The 18,086-nt window shown below is 64.1% G+C and carries 14 protein-coding genes; 6 read left to right on the top strand and 8 right to left on the bottom strand.

Features of this window, described 5'->3' with window-relative positions; translation table 11 throughout:
- The first annotated feature begins 95 nt into the window (after window positions 1–95).
- On the top strand, window positions 96–689 hold the full coding sequence (locus CP958_RS15715) for a glutathione S-transferase (protein ID WP_096703604.1): 594 nt from the start codon (window positions 96–98) through the stop codon (window positions 687–689).
- 4 nt (window positions 690–693) lie between these two features.
- Here CP958_RS15715 and magA read toward each other — a convergent pair whose 3' ends face one another.
- Window positions 694–1,998, bottom strand: coding sequence for an iron transporter MagA (gene magA / locus CP958_RS15720; RefSeq protein ID WP_096703179.1), 1,305 nt, complete (start codon window positions 1,996–1,998; stop codon window positions 694–696).
- Between the two features lie 148 nt (window positions 1,999–2,146).
- Between magA and CP958_RS15725 the strand changes: the two genes are divergently transcribed.
- Window positions 2,147–3,571: an ATP-binding protein gene (locus tag CP958_RS15725; RefSeq protein WP_096703180.1), complete on the top strand. Its 1,425-nt coding sequence runs from the start codon at window positions 2,147–2,149 to the stop codon at window positions 3,569–3,571.
- 51 nt (window positions 3,572–3,622) lie between these two features.
- Here the strand turns inward: CP958_RS15725 and CP958_RS15730 are convergent, their stop codons facing one another.
- Together CP958_RS15730 and CP958_RS15735 are read right to left on the bottom strand one after the other, a co-directional pair.
- Complete coding sequence (locus tag CP958_RS15730; protein ID WP_242442932.1) at window positions 3,623–6,106, bottom strand: ATP-binding protein; 2,484 nt, start codon at window positions 6,104–6,106, stop codon at window positions 3,623–3,625.
- Window positions 6,107–6,270: 164 nt separating this feature from the next.
- A complete protein-coding gene (locus CP958_RS15735) occupies window positions 6,271–7,485 on the bottom strand; it encodes an argininosuccinate synthase (RefSeq protein WP_096703181.1) in 1,215 nt (404 codons plus the stop codon).
- Between the two features lie 229 nt (window positions 7,486–7,714).
- Here CP958_RS15735 and CP958_RS15740 point away from each other — a divergent pair, with 229 nt between their 5' ends.
- The 3 genes from CP958_RS15740 to CP958_RS15750 all read left to right on the top strand — a co-directional run bounded on the left by CP958_RS15740 (window position 7,715) and on the right by CP958_RS15750 (window position 9,336).
- Window positions 7,715–8,116 carry a c-type cytochrome gene (locus tag CP958_RS15740; RefSeq protein ID WP_170958994.1) on the top strand — a complete coding sequence of 134 codons (402 nt, stop codon included), beginning with the start codon at window positions 7,715–7,717 and terminating at the stop codon, window positions 8,114–8,116.
- Window positions 8,113–8,607: a hypothetical protein gene (locus CP958_RS15745; protein ID WP_096703183.1), complete on the top strand. Its 495-nt coding sequence runs from the start codon at window positions 8,113–8,115 to the stop codon at window positions 8,605–8,607. The genes CP958_RS15740 and CP958_RS15745 overlap by 4 nt, the downstream gene beginning before the upstream one ends.
- 342 nt (window positions 8,608–8,949) lie before the next feature.
- Window positions 8,950–9,336 carry a DUF1842 domain-containing protein gene (locus CP958_RS15750; protein ID WP_170958995.1) on the top strand — a complete coding sequence of 129 codons (387 nt, stop codon included), beginning with the start codon at window positions 8,950–8,952 and terminating at the stop codon, window positions 9,334–9,336.
- A gap of 47 nt (window positions 9,337–9,383) precedes the next feature.
- Here the strand turns inward: CP958_RS15750 and rlmN are convergent, their stop codons facing one another.
- Window positions 9,384–10,526, bottom strand: coding sequence for a 23S rRNA (adenine(2503)-C(2))-methyltransferase RlmN (rlmN, locus tag CP958_RS15755; protein ID WP_096703185.1), 1,143 nt, complete (start codon window positions 10,524–10,526; stop codon window positions 9,384–9,386).
- Between the two features lie 125 nt (window positions 10,527–10,651).
- Here rlmN and CP958_RS15760 point away from each other — a divergent pair, with 125 nt between their 5' ends.
- Window positions 10,652–11,230, top strand: coding sequence for a TetR/AcrR family transcriptional regulator (locus tag CP958_RS15760; RefSeq protein ID WP_096703186.1), 579 nt, complete (start codon window positions 10,652–10,654; stop codon window positions 11,228–11,230).
- A gap of 469 nt (window positions 11,231–11,699) precedes the next feature.
- On the opposite strand, the gene clpA is transcribed toward CP958_RS15760, so the two are convergent.
- The 4 genes from clpA to CP958_RS15780 all read right to left on the bottom strand — a co-directional run bounded on the left by clpA (window position 11,700) and on the right by CP958_RS15780 (window position 18,002).
- On the bottom strand, window positions 11,700–13,994 hold the full coding sequence (gene clpA / locus CP958_RS15765) for an ATP-dependent Clp protease ATP-binding subunit ClpA (protein ID WP_096703187.1): 2,295 nt from the start codon (window positions 13,992–13,994) through the stop codon (window positions 11,700–11,702).
- 44 nt (window positions 13,995–14,038) lie between these two features.
- Window positions 14,039–14,371, bottom strand: a complete 333-nt coding sequence (gene clpS, locus CP958_RS15770; protein WP_096703188.1) for an ATP-dependent Clp protease adapter ClpS — start codon at window positions 14,369–14,371, stop codon at window positions 14,039–14,041.
- A gap of 158 nt (window positions 14,372–14,529) precedes the next feature.
- Window positions 14,530–15,399 (bottom strand): TIGR01841 family phasin, encoded by an 870-nt coding sequence (gene phaP, locus CP958_RS15775; RefSeq protein ID WP_096703189.1) that lies wholly within the window; start codon window positions 15,397–15,399, stop codon window positions 14,530–14,532.
- A 176-nt stretch (window positions 15,400–15,575) separates the two neighbouring features.
- Complete coding sequence (locus CP958_RS15780) at window positions 15,576–18,002, bottom strand: bacteriohemerythrin (RefSeq protein WP_242442933.1); 2,427 nt, start codon at window positions 18,000–18,002, stop codon at window positions 15,576–15,578.
- Between the last annotated feature and the right edge of the window lie 84 nt (window positions 18,003–18,086).

Below are 18,086 nucleotides of genomic sequence, written 5' to 3' on the forward strand. Positions count from 1 at the left end.
GCAGGAGTCACTTGCCATCAGGTCTCTTTTTCCGGCGGTGCAGGCCCGCCACCATGTCCCGGCAACCTGAACCCACCAACGGAAGGATCGAACCCATGAAACTGTATGACCTGGAATTGTCGGGGAATTGCTACAAGGTCAGGCTGTTCGCGGCCCTGGCCCGGATTCCCCTCGACGTCGTGCCGGTGGATTTCCTGGGGGGAGAGCACAAGCGTCCTCCGCTGAGCGATCTCAATCCCTGGGGGGAAATCCCCGTCCTGGTGGACGGCGACGTGGTGCTGCGCGATTCGCACGCCATCCTGGTCTATCTCGCCTCCCGTCACGGCGGCGCGGCCTGGCTGCCCGGCGATCCCGCCGGCCTCGCCGAGGTGGTGCAGTGGCTGTCCACCGCCGCCAACGAGGTCCAGAACGGCCCGTGCGCGGCGCGGCTGGTGGACAAATTCGGCTACGGCCTCGACAAGGCCGAGACCATCAGGCGGTCCTTGCGCATCCTGCCGTTGATCGACGCCCATCTCGCCGCCAGCGCATGGCTGGCCGCCGGTCGGCCCACCATCGCCGATTGCGCGGTGTTTCCCTACGTGGCGCTGGCCCCGGAGGGCGGCGTTTCCCTCGAGCCTTACGGCAACATCCGCAGCTGGATCGCCCGCGTCAAGGCGCTGCCCAATTTTCTGCCCATGCCGGGCGTCTGAAGTCTCAGAGGCCGGCGCCGGGGCCGGCGTTGAGGTCGTCCCTCCAGCTTCCCCGGCGGGCCAGCATCTTGGCCCGTCGGGCGGTGCGGGCCACGGCGCGGGCCTCGTCGCCATAGAGCCGCGAGACCAGATCGCGGAACGAGTGGACGTGCACCGCCGCCACCCGGTGCATGCGGCGCATGGTGAACAGCCAGAACGGCGACAGCACCAGGGACAGCACGGTGACGGCCACCACCAGCTTGGTCTCCTGGGCGCTGATCAGCTTGACCGCCTTGCCGGTCTCGGCCAGCAGGAACGAGAACTCGCCGATCTGGGCCAGGGCGACGCCGGCCAGGAAGGCGCTGGGCCAGTCCTGGCGCGCCAGACGCAATGCCGTGACGTTGAGCGCGGTCTTGAACAGGGTGACCATGGCCAGCAGGGTCAGCACGGTGCCCAGATTCTTCCAGATGAACTTGAAATCGAGCAGCAGCCCGATGGACAGGAAGAACACCATCAGCAGCACGCTGCCGATGGGCTGGGCGCGCTTCAGCAGCACGTCGCGCTGGGCGGAATTGCCCAGCACCACGCCGCCCAGGAAGGCACCGTAGGCCGGCGACAGGTCCAGCACGCCCGAGACCGCCGCGGTGCCGAAGCACCAGGCCAGGGCCGACAGGGTGGCGAGATCGGAATCCTTGGTCAGCCGCGCGGTCAGCGGCAGATCGACGCGGCGCTTGGACATCCACCAGAACAGCAGGGCCAGGAACAGCATGGACAGGACCACGCGGGCCATGTCGGCGGGCAGCAGCGCCTTGGTCTCGAAGGATTCCAGCACCAGCATCATGGGCACCACCGCCATGTCCTGGGCGATCAGGATGCCGAGAGTGGTGCGTCCCACCGGGGTGTCCAGCTCGTTGGAGCTTTCCAGCACCTTGATCACCACGGCGGTGGACGAGATGGCCACGGCGCAGCCCAGCACCATGGACAGGCCCAGGCTCCAGCCCAGCACGTGGCGCAGCAGCAAGGCGGTACCCACGCTGCCGGCGATCTGCAGAAGGGTGGTGAACACCGCCGTCTTCCACACCCCGAGGAAGCGCGAGATGTCCAGCTTCATGCCGATGACGAACAGCAGCATCAGCACGCCGAACTCGGCGAGCGTCGCCACGGCGTCGCGGTTGCTGACCAGCCCGAAGCCGCTGGGACCCAGCACCACGCCGGCCAGGATGTAGCCGACGATGGCCGGTTGCTTCAGGCGCGTCATCAGCCCGCCGCACAGCACGGCGGCCAGGGCGACGATGGCGGCGTAGGTCAGTTCCGGATGATGCAGGTCCATGAGGCCGGTCTTAGCATGTTCACCCGCCCGGGTCTAAAGGCAGCTTGTGGCAAGAGTGAGGCGAAGAATAAGATCATTATCTTGATCTTGATTATCGGTAGCGATACTCTTAGATTAAGATCGCAATCATGATCTTGTGAGGCGAGTGATGCTGCGAGTGCCGGAAGCCGAGATTCTACGTCGCCTGACGTTTGAGAATCCGTGGTGGAGCGATCTGGGCATTCTCGATCAACTGCTGGAGAAGATGCGGCAGCGGTCGTACCTCGAGCCGTTCTTCGAACTGATGACCAACCGGGGCGTGCGCCGGGCCGTGGTCCTGATGGGGCCACGCCGGGTGGGTAAGACGGTAATGCTGCGGCAATGTATCCGGCGGCTGATCCATGAAAAGGATGTGGCGCCGGAGCGTATTCTGTTCGTCTCGCTGGAGAACCCCATCTACCGGGGTATCTACCTCAGCCGGATTCTCGAGTCCTTCATGGAAGACCGGGGCTATGACCGGTTTGCCGACTTCTACGTGGTGTTCGACGAAATCCAGTACGTGGAGGAGTGGGAGGCCTATCTCAAGGTGATGGTCGATGACTACCCCAATATCCGCTTCGTGGTGTCGGGCTCTGCCGCTGCCGCGTTGCGGATGAAGAGCCGAGAATCGGGGGCGGGGCGTTTCACCGATTTTCTGTTGCCGCCCCTGCTATTCGCCGAGTTCCTGGACTTCATCGGAGCTGACGCCAATGCCGAGATCAATCTCCTCAACCGGCATTTTATCGACTATCTCAATTTTGGCGGTTTTCCCGAAGCCATTCTCGACCCGGATATTCGTGCCGACCTGCCACGCTTCATTGCTTCGGACATTCTTGAAAAGGCACTGCAGCGCGATCTGCCCAGTCTGTACGGTATCGACAATCCTAACGAACTGTCCCGTTTCTTTGCTGCCCTGGTCTACAACACCGGCCAGGAACTGAGCATTGGGGAGCTTTCCAAGGAAACCAATATCCCCAAGAACACACTGTACAAATTTTTTACCTTTCTGGAGGCGGCCTTCCTGATCCATCGGCTTTACCGGGTGGACGAATTCGGCCGGCGACCCAAGCGGGATACGGGATTCAAAGCCTATATCACCAATCCTTGCCTGCGCACAGCCATGTACGGGCCAGTGGGGCCGGACGATGAGATCATGGGGGCCATGGCCGAGACGGCCCTGGTGGCGCAGGTGGTTCACTCCTCCGTGATAGATAAATTCTTTTTTGCGAAATGGGATAAAAGGGAGGTTGATCTCGTTGCCGTTCATGGAAGCGGCGATGTATTTCTGGCGGCTGAGGTGAAATGGAGTGACAGAATTGAGCGTGACCATTCTGGGGCTCGGCATCTTATATCTTTTGCCAAAAAGCACTCAATTGCTAGGGTTATGATGACATCGCGGTCGCTGACAGGCGCTTTTGAAACGTCTAGCGTTAAGGTGATATATGTTCCTGTTGCTAAACACTGTTTGATTGCTGGGACAGTATACGCTCTCTCAGAACTTGCTGAGGGCCGCCATCCCCGTCGCCTTCTGCCGGATGGACTCGACCAGGAATAGGGATGCGTGAAGGGACGAATCCCTTCGCCTATTCACCTCCAACTCGTCCTCCTACACCTGCCCGATGGGCGGCAGGGTGATGGAGAAGCGCGAGCCTTCGCCGGGGGTGGACTGGACCCAGATACGGCCGCCGTGGTGCTCGACGATCTTCTTGCAGATGGCGAGGCCGATGCCGGTGCCTTCGAACTCGCCGCGCCGGTGCAGGCGCTGGAAGATCAGGAAGACGCGCTCGTAGTACTTGGGGTCGATGCCGATGCCGTTGTCGGCGACGGTGATGATCCATTCCTTGCCGGCGTTCTCGGCCTCGATGGTGATCACCGGCTTGCGCTCGGGATCGCGGTATTTGATGGCGTTGCCGATCAGATTCTGGAACAGCCGCATCAGTTCCTCGCCGTCGCCCAGCACGGTGGGCAGGATGGAGGGCGGCGTGGACATCTCGGCGCCGCTTTCCTCGATCTTCAGCGAGAGGGCCGCCAACGCCCGCTCCACCACGGGGCCGAGGGCCACCGGCAGCATGGGCCGGGTGATGCGGCCGATGCGGGAATATTCCAGCAGGTCGAGGATCAGGCGGTCCATGCGCGCCGCCCCGTCCTTGGCGAAGGCGATGAACTCGCGGGCGTCGTCGTCCAGCCTGTCGTTGTAGCGCCGGGCCAGCAGGTCCACGTAGGACGAGACCATGCGCAATGGCTCGCGCAGATCGTGGCTGGCCACATAGGCGAACTGTTCCAGTTCGGTGTTGGAGCGTTCCAACTCCTCCGCCTTGTCGAGCAGGGCCTGCTCGGCGCGGCGCTGGTCGGTGATATCCCTGATGGTGCCGACCATGCGGATGGGGCGGCCGCCGGCGTCGTGCTCGATCTTGCCCAGGCCGGCGACCCAGCGCTGGGCGCCGTCGCCGTGGCGGACGATGGCGTAGGACTTGTCGAAATCATGGGCGCCGGACTGGATTTCGGCCAGATAGGCGGCCATTTCCGCCCTCATGGCGGGGGCGATCAGATCAAGCCAGCCCTGGCCGCTGCGCGGGTAGTCGGGGCCGATGCCGAAGATTTCGTCGAGGATGGGCGAGGAGCGCCAGCGGTCCACCCGCATATCGTAGTCGTAATAGCCGAGATTGGCGACGCTCTGGACCTCGAGCAGCAGGGCCTGATGCTCGCGGATGGCGGTCTCGGCCAGCTTCTTCTCGGTGATGTCCTGGACGGTTCCCAGAATCTCCTGCGCTTCCCCGGTGGTCGAGTCGGTGACCTGGGCGCGGGCGGTCACCCACTTGATCTCGCCGCTGCCGGCGATGATGCGATGCTCGACCTCGAAATCCTCCCCCTTCAACAGGGCGGACAGCGCGTCGCGGACCCGGATGCGGTCGTCGGGATGGATCATGTTCATCACCGCGGACGAGGTGACGGGGAAAGAGGGGGCGAGGCCGAAGATGCGGTAGGTCTCCTCGGACCAACGGACCGCGTCGGTGGGAATCTCCACCTGCCACGAGCCGATATGGGCGACGCTCTGGGCGCGGCTGAGGGTGGCCTCGCTGCTCTTCAGCTCGGCGCGGGCGGCCACCTCTGTGTGGTAGCGGCGCAGCAGCATGACGAACAGGCCGGACAGCGAAAGGATGCCCACCCCGACCATGGCGGCCATGCGGATGGTCTGGCGGCGCCAGTCGCCCAGGACCGTTTCCACCGGAATGGCGGCGATCAGCACCAGCCCGAAGCGGTCCAGCCGCCGGAAGGCGGTGACGCGGGCGATTCCGTCCAGGGGCGAGGTGGTGATGGCGGTGGCCTTGGGCAGGCCCTCGGCGATGGCGGGAAAGGCCTTGGCATTGTCCACCCTGGAACCGACCGCGCCGTCGCGGTGGGGCTGGCGGGCCAGGATGACGCCGTCGCCGCGCTGAAGGTTGACCACCGCTCCGTCGCCCAGGCCCAGGGTCAGGAAGAAGCGCTGGAAGGCGTCGGCCTTGAGGGTGGCGCCGACCACTCCGGCGAAGCCGCCGTCGGGGGTGGACAGGCGGCGGCTGATGATGATCACCTGATTGCCGCTGACGGCGCCGATAAGGGGGGCGCTGATCTGGGGCTCGTCGCTGGCATTATCCCGATGGAACTTGAAATAGTCGCGTTCGGCGATGGAGAGCGGCCGGAACGGAAAGCTGATGCCGTGCAGGCGGACGATGCCCTTCTGATCGACCATATACAGGATAGGGACCGCCGACAGCGCCTCGGCGTAATCGTAAAGGGTCTGCCAGACCCTGCGATCGTTGGATATGGCGTCCCAGTCGCCGATGTTGCGGTACTGGGTGCGTGCCGCCTGCAGCGCGGTATCGGCCCCCTCGATGGTGCGCAGCACCTGCTCGGCGGCCAGGTCGGCCATGGACTGGGTGCGGAATTCTGCCTGCGCCATGAAGGCGTCGCGGTCATGCAGGACGATGGAGGCCGTCCAGGCGATGACCACGATCATGGACACGCCCCATAGAACCAGCGGCCACCATTTCGAGGTCGTGGCGACGGCGTGATTATTGCTGCTGACGGCTGGTGGCACTGTCATGACCATCGGGATGCTTATCCTAAACGATGGTATAAAAGGCGCCGGAGTGCGTAAAGCGGATAGATGGAATTTCTTGGAGCGAAACGCAATTAGATTGGGTCGCGCTTCAAAGAAAAAGGACCCCGCGAGGGCGGGGTCCTGCTCACTTCAATCGACCCGAGGGTAAATACTTATCCGCGAGCCATCTTCGCCAGGCGCATGCGCAGGGCGTTGAGCTTGATGAAGCCCTGGGCGTCGCGCTGATCGTAGACCGAGTCTTCCTCGAAGGTGACGTAGTCCATGCGGTAGAGCGACTTGGGCGACTTGCGGCCGACCACCGAGGCGACGCCCTTATAGAGCTTGAGCCGTACGGTGCCGGTGACGTTCTCGCTGACCTTGTCGATCATGGTCTGGATGGCGATGCGCTCGGGCGCGAACCAGAAGCCGTTGTAGATCAGTTCGGCGTAGCGGGGCATCAGCTCGTCCTTCAAGTGGGACTCGCCGCGATCCAGCGTCAGGCTCTCCATGGCGCGGTGGGCCACGATCAGCACCGAGCCGCCGGGAGTCTCGTAGACGCCGCGGCTCTTCATGCCGACAAAGCGATTCTCGACCAGGTCCAGGCGGCCGATGCCGTTGGCGCCGCCCAGTTCGTTCAGCTTGGTCAGCAGGGTGGCGGGGCTCATGCGCACGCCGTCGATGGCCACCGCGTCACCCTTCTCGAACTCGATCTCGATATAGGTGGGCTTGTCGGGGGCGTTTTCCGGGGCGACCGAGCGGGTGTACATGTCCTCGAAGGGCTCGACCCACGGGTCCTCCAGCGCCTTGCCCTCGTAGGAGATGTGCAGCAGGTTGGCGTCGGTGGAATAGGGCGCCTCGCCGCGCTTGTCCTTGGCGATGGGAATCTGGTGCTTTTCGGCGAAGTCCAGCAGCTTGGTACGGCTGGTCAGGTCCCACAGGCGCCACGGCGCGATGACCTTGATGTCGGGCTTCAGGGCGTAATAGCCCATCTCGAAGCGCACCTGATCGTTGCCCTTGCCGGTGGCCCCGTGCGACACGGCGTCGGCGCCCACCATGTTGGCGATCTCGATCTGACGCTTGGAGATCAGCGGCCGGGCGATGGAGGTGCCCAGCAGGTAGACGCCTTCATACAGCGCGTTGGCGCGGAACATCGGGAAGACGAAGTCGCGGACGAATTCCTCGCGCAGGTCGTCGATGAAGATGTTCTCTTCCTTGATGCCCATCAGGCGGGCCTTGGCGCGGGCCGGCTCCAGCTCCTCGCCCTGGCCGAGATCGGCGGTGAAGGTCACCACCTCGCACTGATACTGGTCCTGCAGCCAGCGCAGGATGATGGAGGTATCGAGACCGCCGGAATAGGCCAGAACGACCTTCTTGACTTCGCCCTTCATGGCAAACGCCTTTCCGTGATGGGGAGGGATTTGGCGGCGCAGTATAGGCATTGGGGCGCCCGAGGCAAGGAGAGTCGGAGATTCGTTTCGTGAAGCATACCCCCGATCCCGCAACGGGCCGGATGCCCCGGAAGGGACTGATCAATGTCATGGCGGCCGCACGGCAAGAAGGGGCAAGCTGTGGTCTTGAAGTGGGAGGTGAGCCATGATTTTACACCGAGTGGCATGGGTGGCCGCCGTGGTGATCCTGTTTCCCTGGGGAGCCGAGGCCGGCGAGGGTAAGGCGATATTCGACGGCGCGTGCGCAAGCTGCCATTTCGCCCGCCGCGACCCCGCGCGACGCGACGAGATGGTGGCGCCGCCGATCGATATGATGTCCGCCCGCATTCGCCAACTCAGCGGCAATGACCGGGACGCCTTTCTGGCCCGGGTGGTCGATTATGTGAAGGCACCGTCGGCGGATAAGTCGGCGGACCCCAACGCCATCCAGCGGTTTGGCCTGATGCCGGCCATCGGCGACACCTTCCCCCAATTGACGGATAAGGATCTGGTGGCCGTTGCCGCGTGGATGTTCGATGCCCATGCTTCGGTTCGCCTGCCTCCGGGGGGCGGCGGGATGGGGCGGCAATGAACGCCGTCATGCGCTTTTTGCTGCTCTGGGCATCTCTCGCCCTCACGGGGGCGGCGAAGGCGGCGGATATCCATCAATTGTGGGATCAGCGATGCGGCGGCTGCCACGACCATGCCGGTTCGTTCGCCCGCAAATTCCTGACGGTGACCGACGGAATGCTGCGCGGCCGCAGCGATGGCCGGGATGTGAAGGTGCTGCTTACCACCCATAACGGCGGGTACTCCTCGGAGGATATCGCCGCCATCTATTCAATGCTGCTGGCCCAGACCCAGACCCCAGACCTTTTCAAGCGGAAGTGCGGAGATTGCCACGCGACCGCCGCCCAACTGGTCCGTGAGCAGGTCGTCAGCCGGGATGGCGAGCTGTATGGACGCTATTCGCAGCGTCGCATGGCCGACTACCTTCCCGGGCATGGGCGTCTGAGCGACGACGAGAATGCCATCCTGCTTGGCGCGCTGGCCCGAATCGAACGGGAAGTTCATCGGCCCTGAATGCCATGGTGCTGCGCGGCCTTGGCGGCCCCGGCTTACGTAAGAATCGCAATCTTTAGGATGTGATTCTTTTGTATAAACAACGTAAACGAAACACTTCATGCGTTGCTGCATCTTAATGCGGGATATGGCGATAGTCCTGCGGGCACAAGATATTTCTCTGCCAATGGTCTTGGATAGGCGTGCAGCACGTGATGCATGATGCGCATTCCGGCGTGCTGCATCTTACAGTCCGTAACAAAATATAAATTACTGATCATGGGATGGTGGTGTATGGTCATGTTTGCAATCAATGAGAGTCTGATTGCCTATCGTCACCCACCAATGCAACAGGGGGAAGACATGCCCGTTGGAACTTTTATCGTCACCTATGAAGGCGCCAGCGCTCCGGCCGGCGGTTACGCCTTGAACCTCAATCTGGTCGTCGACGTGGCCCATGCCAAGGCCGCCGGCCTGGCCGGCGTCTTCCAGGCGACCAATCCGCCGCTGGACGTGAAGCTGCCGGTGAACGGCTCGGTGACCGACATGACGGTGATGCCGAAGAACACCCACCATCTGGTCGTGCTGCAGAGCTCGGACAAGCTGCTGGGCCGTCATATCGAGGTGCGGCTGGTGACCACCGACGACTGGCAGACCGGTACCGCCAACGTCACCCTGTTCACCGATACCGAGCGGGGGGTCATCCACTTCACCACCGACGTCAAGGCGGTGAAGGGCGAGCAGGCCTAGCGACGAACCGGGCGTTTCCGTCCCGCCTCGCGGCGGGGCGGGGACGCTCAGGCTTCGGCCTTGTGATGCTCGTCCTCGATGCCCTGGGCGGCGCGGGCCTTGGCCAGCGACGCCCGCTCCCGCTGGCTTTCCGAGCGCAACTGGCCGCAGGCGGCCAGGATGTCGCGGCCCCGGGGCATGCGGATGGGGGCGGAATAGCCGGCATCTTGCAAGATGTCCGAGAACGCCTTGGTGGTCCGGATGTCCGGCGTCTCGAATTCCGAGCCCGGCCAGGGATTGAACGGGATCAGGTTGAACTTGGCCGGCAGGCCCTTGACCAGCTTCAGCAGCGCGCGGGCGTCGGCCGGGGAATCGTTGACGCCCTTCAGCATGATGTACTCGAAGGTGATGCGTCTGGCGTTGGACGCGCCGGGATACTCGCGGCAGGCCCGCATCAGCTCGGCCAGGGGATACTTCTTGTTGATGGGCATGATGCGGTCGCGGATCTCGTCGGTCACCGCGTGCAGCGAGATGGCCAGGTTGACCCCCAGCCGCTCGCCGCATTCCTTCATCATGGGCACCACGCCCGAGGTGGACAGGGTGATGCGGCGCTTGGAAATGCCGATTCCCTCGCCGTCCATGGCGATTTCCAGGGCGGTGGCGACGTTCTCGAAATTGTAGAGGGGCTCGCCCATGCCCATCACCACGATGTTGGACAGCAGGCGGCCGCCGTCGTCGGGGGTGGGCCACTCACCATAGGAATCACGGGCCACCATGAACTGGCCGACGATCTCGGCCGCCCCCAGGTTGCGCACCAGCAACTGGGTGCCGGTATGGCAGAAGCGGCAGGTCAGGGTGCAGCCCACCTGAGTGGAGATGCACACCGCGCCGCGTTCCTCGTCGGCGTCGGGGATGTAGACGGTTTCCGCCTCGTTGCCGTCGTCGAACTTCAGCAGCCACTTGCGGGTGGTGTCGCTGGAGGTCAGCTCCTTGGTCACCACGGGGCGACGCACCACATAGCGCTCGGCCAGGGCGCCGTGCATGGCCTTGGAGATGGAGGTCATCTTGGCGAAATCGGTTTCGCCGCGATTGTACATCCAGTGCCACAGCTGCTTGGCGCGGAATGGCTTCTCGCCGATGGTGGCCATTTCGGCGATCAGCTGGTCGCGTGACAGGCCGATCAGGTTGGTTTTGGCGGTGGTGTCGTTCATGGAGGCAACACATAAGGATGACGGAGCGGTTACGCAATGGCGGCGTACGCAAAGGAGTGTTGTGGAGCGGGTGGTCGGGCTGTCATCATGCTTGCCCAACCGGTTGGTCTAACAAGGGAACACCCATGGCTCCTCCCTCACGCCGTGATGATCTGGTCGAGGCGGCACTCCGCCTGTTCCTGCGGGACGGCTTCCACGCCACCGGCATCGCCGCCATCCTGGACGCGGCGGGTCTGACCAAGATGACCCTCTATCATCACTTCAAGTCCAAGGAGGAGCTGATCGTCGCCGCGCTGGAGCTGCGCGACCGGCGGTTCCGCGACTGGCTGTTCGGCCGCATGCTGGCCATGGGCGGCACGCCGCGATCCCAGGTGCTGAATATGTTCGAGGTCCTGGGCGAGTGGTTCCGGGGCGAGGCGGTGATCGGCGGCGACGGCCCGGAGGTCTTCCGCGGCTGTCCCTTCGTCAAGGCGGCGGCGGAATACGCCGAGCCGGGCGATCCCATCCACCGGGTGGCCGGCGACCACAAGCGCCGCATCGTCGAGACCCTGGGCGAGATGTGTCACAAGGCCGAACTGCCCGAGCCCGAGCGTCTGGCCCGGCGCCTGGTCCTGCTCAAGGAGGGCGCCATCGCCGACGCCACCATCGCCGGCGACGCCCAGGCCGCCACCGAAGCCAAGATGATGGCCGTGCGGATGCTGTAGCCGGTCCGTCATTGGGACGCCCTGGGACGGGGTTCGGCTTCGCTCGGGATGGCGTTACGGCGCTGTCGGAATATCCGTCCAGACAAACCGAAGCCCCGCCGGAGACATCGTGCTCCGCGCGGGGCTTGTGGTTTTGGGACCTACAGGTCCTATATATTCGGCGCAGCGGCCGATAAGAGAGCAGTCTGTATTGTCATAGTACCTGATGCCACTATATCGGCACCTCAAACTCGACCCGGTGGTGTCATGCTGTCAACATCCTCCTGCCCGGTGTTGTCTCTGCCTCGATGGAGGCGGCGAGTACATCGGATATTGTCGTGACAACCTTCCAATCCCGGTGCGCCTCCTTCTCTGTTACAGGTTAATTATCGCCAACCCGAGGCCAATTGTCAAGAAATTGCCCCTCATCCAAGGCAAGCAAAAGGGCGCTCCCTTGGGAGCGCCCCGGTTGCGGCGACGGGTGTCGCGGTTATTCCACCAGTTCGGGGATCTTGTCCGCCTTGGGGGCGGCGGCCAGGAACTCGAAGGCCAGCTTGTTGTCCTCGCCCACCCGGATGCGGACGATGCCGCCCTTGGCCAGGCGGCCGAACAGCAATTCCTCGGCCAGGGCTTTCTTGATGTGCTCCTGGATGACGCGGGCCAGGGGGCGTGCGCCGAACGAGCGGTCGTAGCCCTTCTTGGCCAGCCAGGCGCGGGCCTCGTCGGTCAGTTCGATGGCCACGTCGCGGTCGCCCAGCTGGGTTTCCAACTGCATGACGAACTTGTCCACCACCTGGGCGACGACCTCGGGGGTGAGGTTGGCGAAGGCGATGGTCGAGTCCAGGCGATTGCGGAATTCCGGGCTGAACATGCGGTTGATGGCCTCGGAATCGTCGCCTTCCCGTGATTCCCGGCCGAAGCCGATGGCCGATTTGGCCAGATCGGCGGCGCCGGCATTGGTGGTCATGATCAGGATCACGTTGCGGAAGTCGACGGTCTTGCCGTTGTGGTCGGTAAGCCGCCCGTGATCCATGACCTGAAGCAGGATGTTGAACAGGTCGGGATGGGCCTTTTCGATCTCGTCGAGCAGCAGCACCGAATGGGGATGCTGGTCGATAGCGTCGGTGAGCAGCCCGCCCTGGTCGAAGCCCACATAGCCGGGCGGCGCGCCGATCAGCCGCGACACCGAATGGCGCTCCATGTACTCGCTCATGTCGAAGCGGGTCAGCTCGATACCCATGATCTTGGCCAACTGGCGGGCCACCTCGGTCTTGCCGACGCCGGTGGGGCCGGAGAACAGGTAGCAGCCGATGGGCTTTTCCGGCTCGCGCAGGCCGGCGCGGGCCAGCTTGATGGCGGAAGACAGGGCCTCGATGGCCTTGTCCTGGCCGAATACCAGAGTCTTCAAGTCGCGTTCGAGATTCCTGAGCGCTTCCATGTCGTTGGTGGACACGCTTTTCGGGGGGATGCGGGCGATCTTGGCGACGATCTCCTCCACATCCCTGACGGTGACCGTCTTGCGCCGCTTGGATTCCGGCAGCAGCATGCGCGACGCGCCCACCTCGTCGATGACGTCGATGGCCTTGTCGGGCAGCTTGCGGTCGGTGATGTACTTGGCCGACAGCTCCACCGCCGCCTTGATGGCCTCGGCGGTGTAGCGGACCTTGTGATGGCTTTCGTAATAGGTCTTGATGCCGTTCAGGATCTTGATGGTGTCCGAGATGGACGGCTCGTTGACGTCGATCTTCTGGAAGCGCCGCACCAGGGCGCGGTCCTTCTCGAAGTGATTGCGGAATTCCTTGTAGGTGGTCGAGCCGATGCAGCGCAAGGACCCCGAGGCCAGGGCCGGCTTCAGGAGGTTGGACGCATCCATGGAACCGCCCGAGGTGGCGCCGGCGCCGATCACCGTGTGGATCTCGTCGATGAACATCACCGCGCCGTCGTAGTTCTCCAGCTCGGTGACCACCGCCTTCAGGCGCTCCTCGAAATCGCCGCGATAACGGGTGCCGGCCAGCAGCGAGCCCATGTCGAGGGCGAAGATGGTGGCGTTCTTCAAGACGTCGGGGACCTCGCCGTTGACGATGCGCCGGGCCAGGCCTTCGGCGATGGCGGTCTTGCCCACGCCGGGGTCGCCCACGTAGAGCGGGTTGTTCTTGGACCGGCGGCAGAGGATCTGGATGGTGCGGTCGATTTCCTCGTCACGGCCGATCAGCGGGTCGATCTTGCCCTGGGCGGCCTTTTTGTTGAGGTTGACGCAATAGGCGTTGAGCGCCTCCTGCCCCTTCTTGACCACCTTGTCCGGGTTGGCTTCCTCGTCGGCGCCGTGGACGGTGCGGTTCTGGCCGCGGCCGGGCGCCTTGGCGACGCCGTGGCTGATGTAGTTGACGGCGTCGAGGCGCGTCATGTCCTGGTTCTGCAGGAAATAGACGGCGTGGCTTTCCCGTTCCGAGAACAGCGCCACGATGACGTTGGCCCCGGTCACCTCTTCTCTGCCCGAGGACTGGACGTGAATGGCGGCGCGCTGCACGACGCGCTGGAAACCGGCGGTGGGCTTGGGGTCGGTACCGCGAGGCGACACCAGCTCCGACAGGTTGGTATCGATGAACTCGCCCAGGTCCCGCTTCAGCTTGTCGATGTCGACGTTGCAGGCCCGCAGCACCGCCACGGCATCCTGATCATCGGTAAGGGCCAGCAGAAGATGCTCGAGGGTCGCGTATTCGTGGCGACGCTCCGAGGCGTGAGACAAGGCACGGTGCAGGCTCTGCTCCAGGTTGCGCGACAGCATAGGGGCCGATCCTTATCCAAGGGGAACGCGCCGCGACGGGCGGGCTATTCCTTTTCTATCGTACACTGCAGCGGATGCTGGTTCTGGCGCGCCAGGTCCATGACCTGGGTTACCTTGGTCTCCGCCACCTCATATGTGTAAACACCGCAAATCCCGACACCTCTGGTATGGACATGCAACATCACGCGGGTCGCGTCCTCACGCGATTTGTTGAAAAACCGCTCAAGGACATGCACGACGAACTCCATGGGAGTGTAATCGTCGTTCAGCATCAGGACCTTGTACATGGACGGCTTCTTGGTCTTGGGACGGGTCTTGATGACCACTCCCGTCTGACCGTCGTCGCCGTTGCGCTTGTCGTTACCGTTTTCGCTCATAGCCTGTGTGCTTGGGCCTTGGTTGCTTTTTACACCCCTATCATATTGGGTGCGGGCGCCCGGCGAAAAGGCCCCTTTTTCCGCATGGGGGGATTGCGGGCATGAAAAAGGCCCGGCGGTCACCCGCCGGGCCCTGATCATCGTGATGATGGAGCGCGTTACGCGACCTTCTTCACCAGCTTGTCGACGGTGGCGTTGACCCGGTCGCTGATGGGGGCCAGGGTGTTCTCGACCAGCTTGACCGACTGCTCGGCCAGAAGGGTGGACTCGGCCACCAGCTTGTCCACGCCGGCCTTGGTCAGGTCGGTCTGCAGGTCGATGAATTCCTTCAGGGTCTTGGTCGACAGCAGGGCCTTGGAGGCGGCGACCTGCTCCTGGATGCCGGCCTGGGTCAGGCTGACGAAGGCCTTGGAGATGTCCTGCAGGCCCTTGGTCAGGATGGTGCCGGCCTTGACGAAGGCCTCGACGTTGTCCTTGGCCTGGGACAGCACGTCCTCGTAGCCCTTGTAGGCGGCGGTCTGCGCCTTGACGGCGGCCTCGACCTGCTCCTTGCCGATGGAGACGGCCTTGTCGTAGCCCTTGGTGGCGGCTTCGGACGAGGCCTTGACCACGCTCTCGATGGTCTCCTTGGACACGGCGGTGGCGACGTCCACCTGCTCCTTGCCCAGCGCGACGGCCTTGTCATAGCCCTTGGCGGCCACGTCGGTGGAGGCCTTCACCACCTGCTCGATGGTCTCCTTGGAGACGGCGACGGCGGCCTCGACCTGCTCCTTGGCCGAAGCGACGGCCTTGTCGTAGCCCTTGGCGGCCTTGTCATAACCCTTGGCGGCGGCCTCGGCCGAGGCCTTGACCACGGTCTGGATGGTCTCCTTGCCGACGGTCACCGCTTCTTCGATGGACTTGACGGCCTCGGCATGCGCCTCGGCGATGGGGGCCTTGGTGGCCTTCACCGGGGCGGGAGCCGGAGCGGCGGCGACGGTCTTGGCGGCGGTGGCGACGGCGGCCGGCTTGGCCTTGGCGGTGGTCATGGTCGGGACTCCCTGATGGGCGAGGCATCATGCCTGCGGGTTCGCGCGGCAGGGGGCAAACAGCTCGCCCCATGCTGCAATGCAACATGGGGCGTATCATGGGACTCGGATAGCAGCGAGTCAATAGAGTATATTGCAGTGCAACATATTCGTAATCGGATATGGCGGGCGGCAGGTCAGGCCACCCGTTTCTCCGCCAGGAAGCGGGCCATGGCGCCGTCCTCCTTGCCGATATGCTGGACCAGCCAGGTGGCGACGTAGTCGAACAGCTCGGCCCCGCCGCTGGCGCTGCCGGCGGTAATGGCGGCGCGCAGTTCCTCGAGGCGCTTGAAGAAGGCGCGATGGCTGCGGGTGTGGGCCTCGACCTCGGGATAGGCTTGGCGCTTCATCAGCGCTTCCTCGTCGTCGAAATGGATGTGCATGGAGCGGTCCAGCTCGGTCAGCAGGGTCAGGGCCGCCTGGCGGCCTTCGCCGCCCATCATGTGGCGGTAGGCCTCGTTGACCAGGTCGTAGAGGGCGTGGTGGTGCCCATCCACCGAGGTCACTCCGGTTTCCAGGGCCTTGTCCCAGCGCAGCAGCACCATGTCCTTCCTGTCGGCCCGCACCTGGGCCAGGAAGGTGGAAACCTCGTGGCGGAGGAATTCGGCCTGCCGCGACAGGTCGGTGGAGGATTCCCGGATCTGCTCGGCGGCGGCGCCGGTTTCCCGTGCCGCCTGTTCCACCGAGACGATGTTGCTCGACACCTCGGCGGTGCCCAGCGCCGCCTGCTCGACATTACGGGCGATCTCGGCGGTGGCGGCGGTCTGCTGCTGCACGGCCGAGGCCACCGAGGTGCTGATCTCGCCCATCTCGCCGATCACCGTCGAGATGCTGTCGATGGCCGAGACGGCGGCCGAGGTGCTTTGCTGTACGGCGGAGATCTGGCCGGCGATCTCGCTGGTGGCCCGCGCCGTCTGGTTGGCGAGGTTCTTGACCTCGTTGGCGACCACGGCGAAGCCCTTGCCGGCGTCGCCGGCCCTGGCCGCCTCGATGGTGGCGTTCAAGGCCAGCAGGTTGGTCTGGGCGGCGATGTCGTTGATCAGATTGACGATCTCGCCGATGCGTCCGACGTTTTCGGACAGCGAGCGGACCTGCTCGGTGGTGTGTCCCGCCTCGTCGCGGGCCCGTTGGGCCACCGCCTGCGAACGCTCCACCTGCTGCGAGATTTCGTTGATGGAGGACGACAGTTCCTCGGTGGCCGAGGCGACGGTCTGCACGTTGGCCGAGGCCTGCTGCGCCGACGACGCCACGGTGGTGGCCTGGGTGCTGGTCTCGGTGGCGGTGCCGGCCATCTGGCCCGAGGCGGCCTGCAACTCGGTGGCGGCCGAGGTCACCGTCTCGATGACCTTGCCGACGCTGTCCTCGAAGGTGTCGGCCATCTTGCGCATGGCGGCCAGCCGGTCGGCCTCGGCCTGCTTTTTCTGCTCCTCCTGCTCGGTCTCCAACTGCTTCACGCGGATCAGCTGATCCTTGAAGTGGGCTACCGATTTGGCCATGGCGCCGATCTCGTCGCCGCGCTCGGCATAGGGAACCTGGACCCCCAGATTGTTGGCGGCCAACTGGCCCATCACTCCGGTCATGGCATCGATGGGGCGCAGGATGGAGCGGGCGATCAGCATGGCGAAGACCAGGCCGAGCAGCACCGCGATGGTCGATACCGCCTTGGACCAGACGTCCTGGCTGCTGATGGTGGCTTCGGTGCTGCTGCTGAGCGTACTCAGGACCAGAAGCTGGGAATCCTTGACCTTGACGGCCAGATCGGCGAACTCGGCCCCCAGGCGGGCCGCCTCCTTGGACACCAGCCGGTCGATCTCGTTGGTGTCACCCATGATCTGGGCGAAGTCGGCGCGGTAGGCGGGCAGGATCTGCCCGGTGCTTTCCACCGCCTTGCGGGTGCGGGCGTCGCGGGCCTGCCCGGCCAGGGCCTTCAGCGACGCTTCGGTGGCGTCGAGCTGGGCCAGGGTGGCGTCCGAGAATTTCTGGTCCGGGGTGGCGAGGAAACGGTTAGCGTTGACCCGGGCCAGCAGCAGATGCTGCAGGGCCCTGCCGGCATGGGCGGCGATCAGGTAGTCGCCGTCGGCCATGGCCCCATCCACCGCCCCGCTCAGGGCCTCGACCATGCCGGCTCCGGCGGGAGTGGCCCGCTCGATCAGGGCTTTGTCGCGGGACGCCCTCAGCGCGATGACCTTCTCGAGATTGGCGTTGTACTCTCCCAACAGGGCCTTCATCCGCTCCAGGATAGCCCTGCGTTCGGGATCGAGCGTACTGGCGAGGGCATCGGTCAGGTCCTTGTCCAGGCCGGTCTGCAGGGCGCGGATGCGGCTCAGCGCCGTCTCGTCGCCTTGGCTGCCGGTGAAGGCCAGGACGTTGCGCCGCAGGCCGACCACGTTGCGGTCGATGGTCAGAACCCGGATGGTGTTCTTGTTGACCCGCTGGAATTCCGAGACGTTGCGCCCGATGGTCGCAAAGCCGATGCCGACCATGACGGCAACGATCACCAGAAAGGCTAGGATGCTGAGGAACCCGCCGTAAATGCGGGTCTTTACCGTGAACGTGGCGGCCATATCTGTGATCCTCGGCATGTGATGGTGGGAATCCCATCGGGGCCAGGATATCTTGATCAGATAAGGTTAAGCATAAGCGAAATC

Source organism: Magnetospirillum sp. 15-1 (assembly GCF_900184795.1).
Lineage (GTDB): Bacteria > Pseudomonadota > Alphaproteobacteria > Rhodospirillales > Magnetospirillaceae > Phaeospirillum.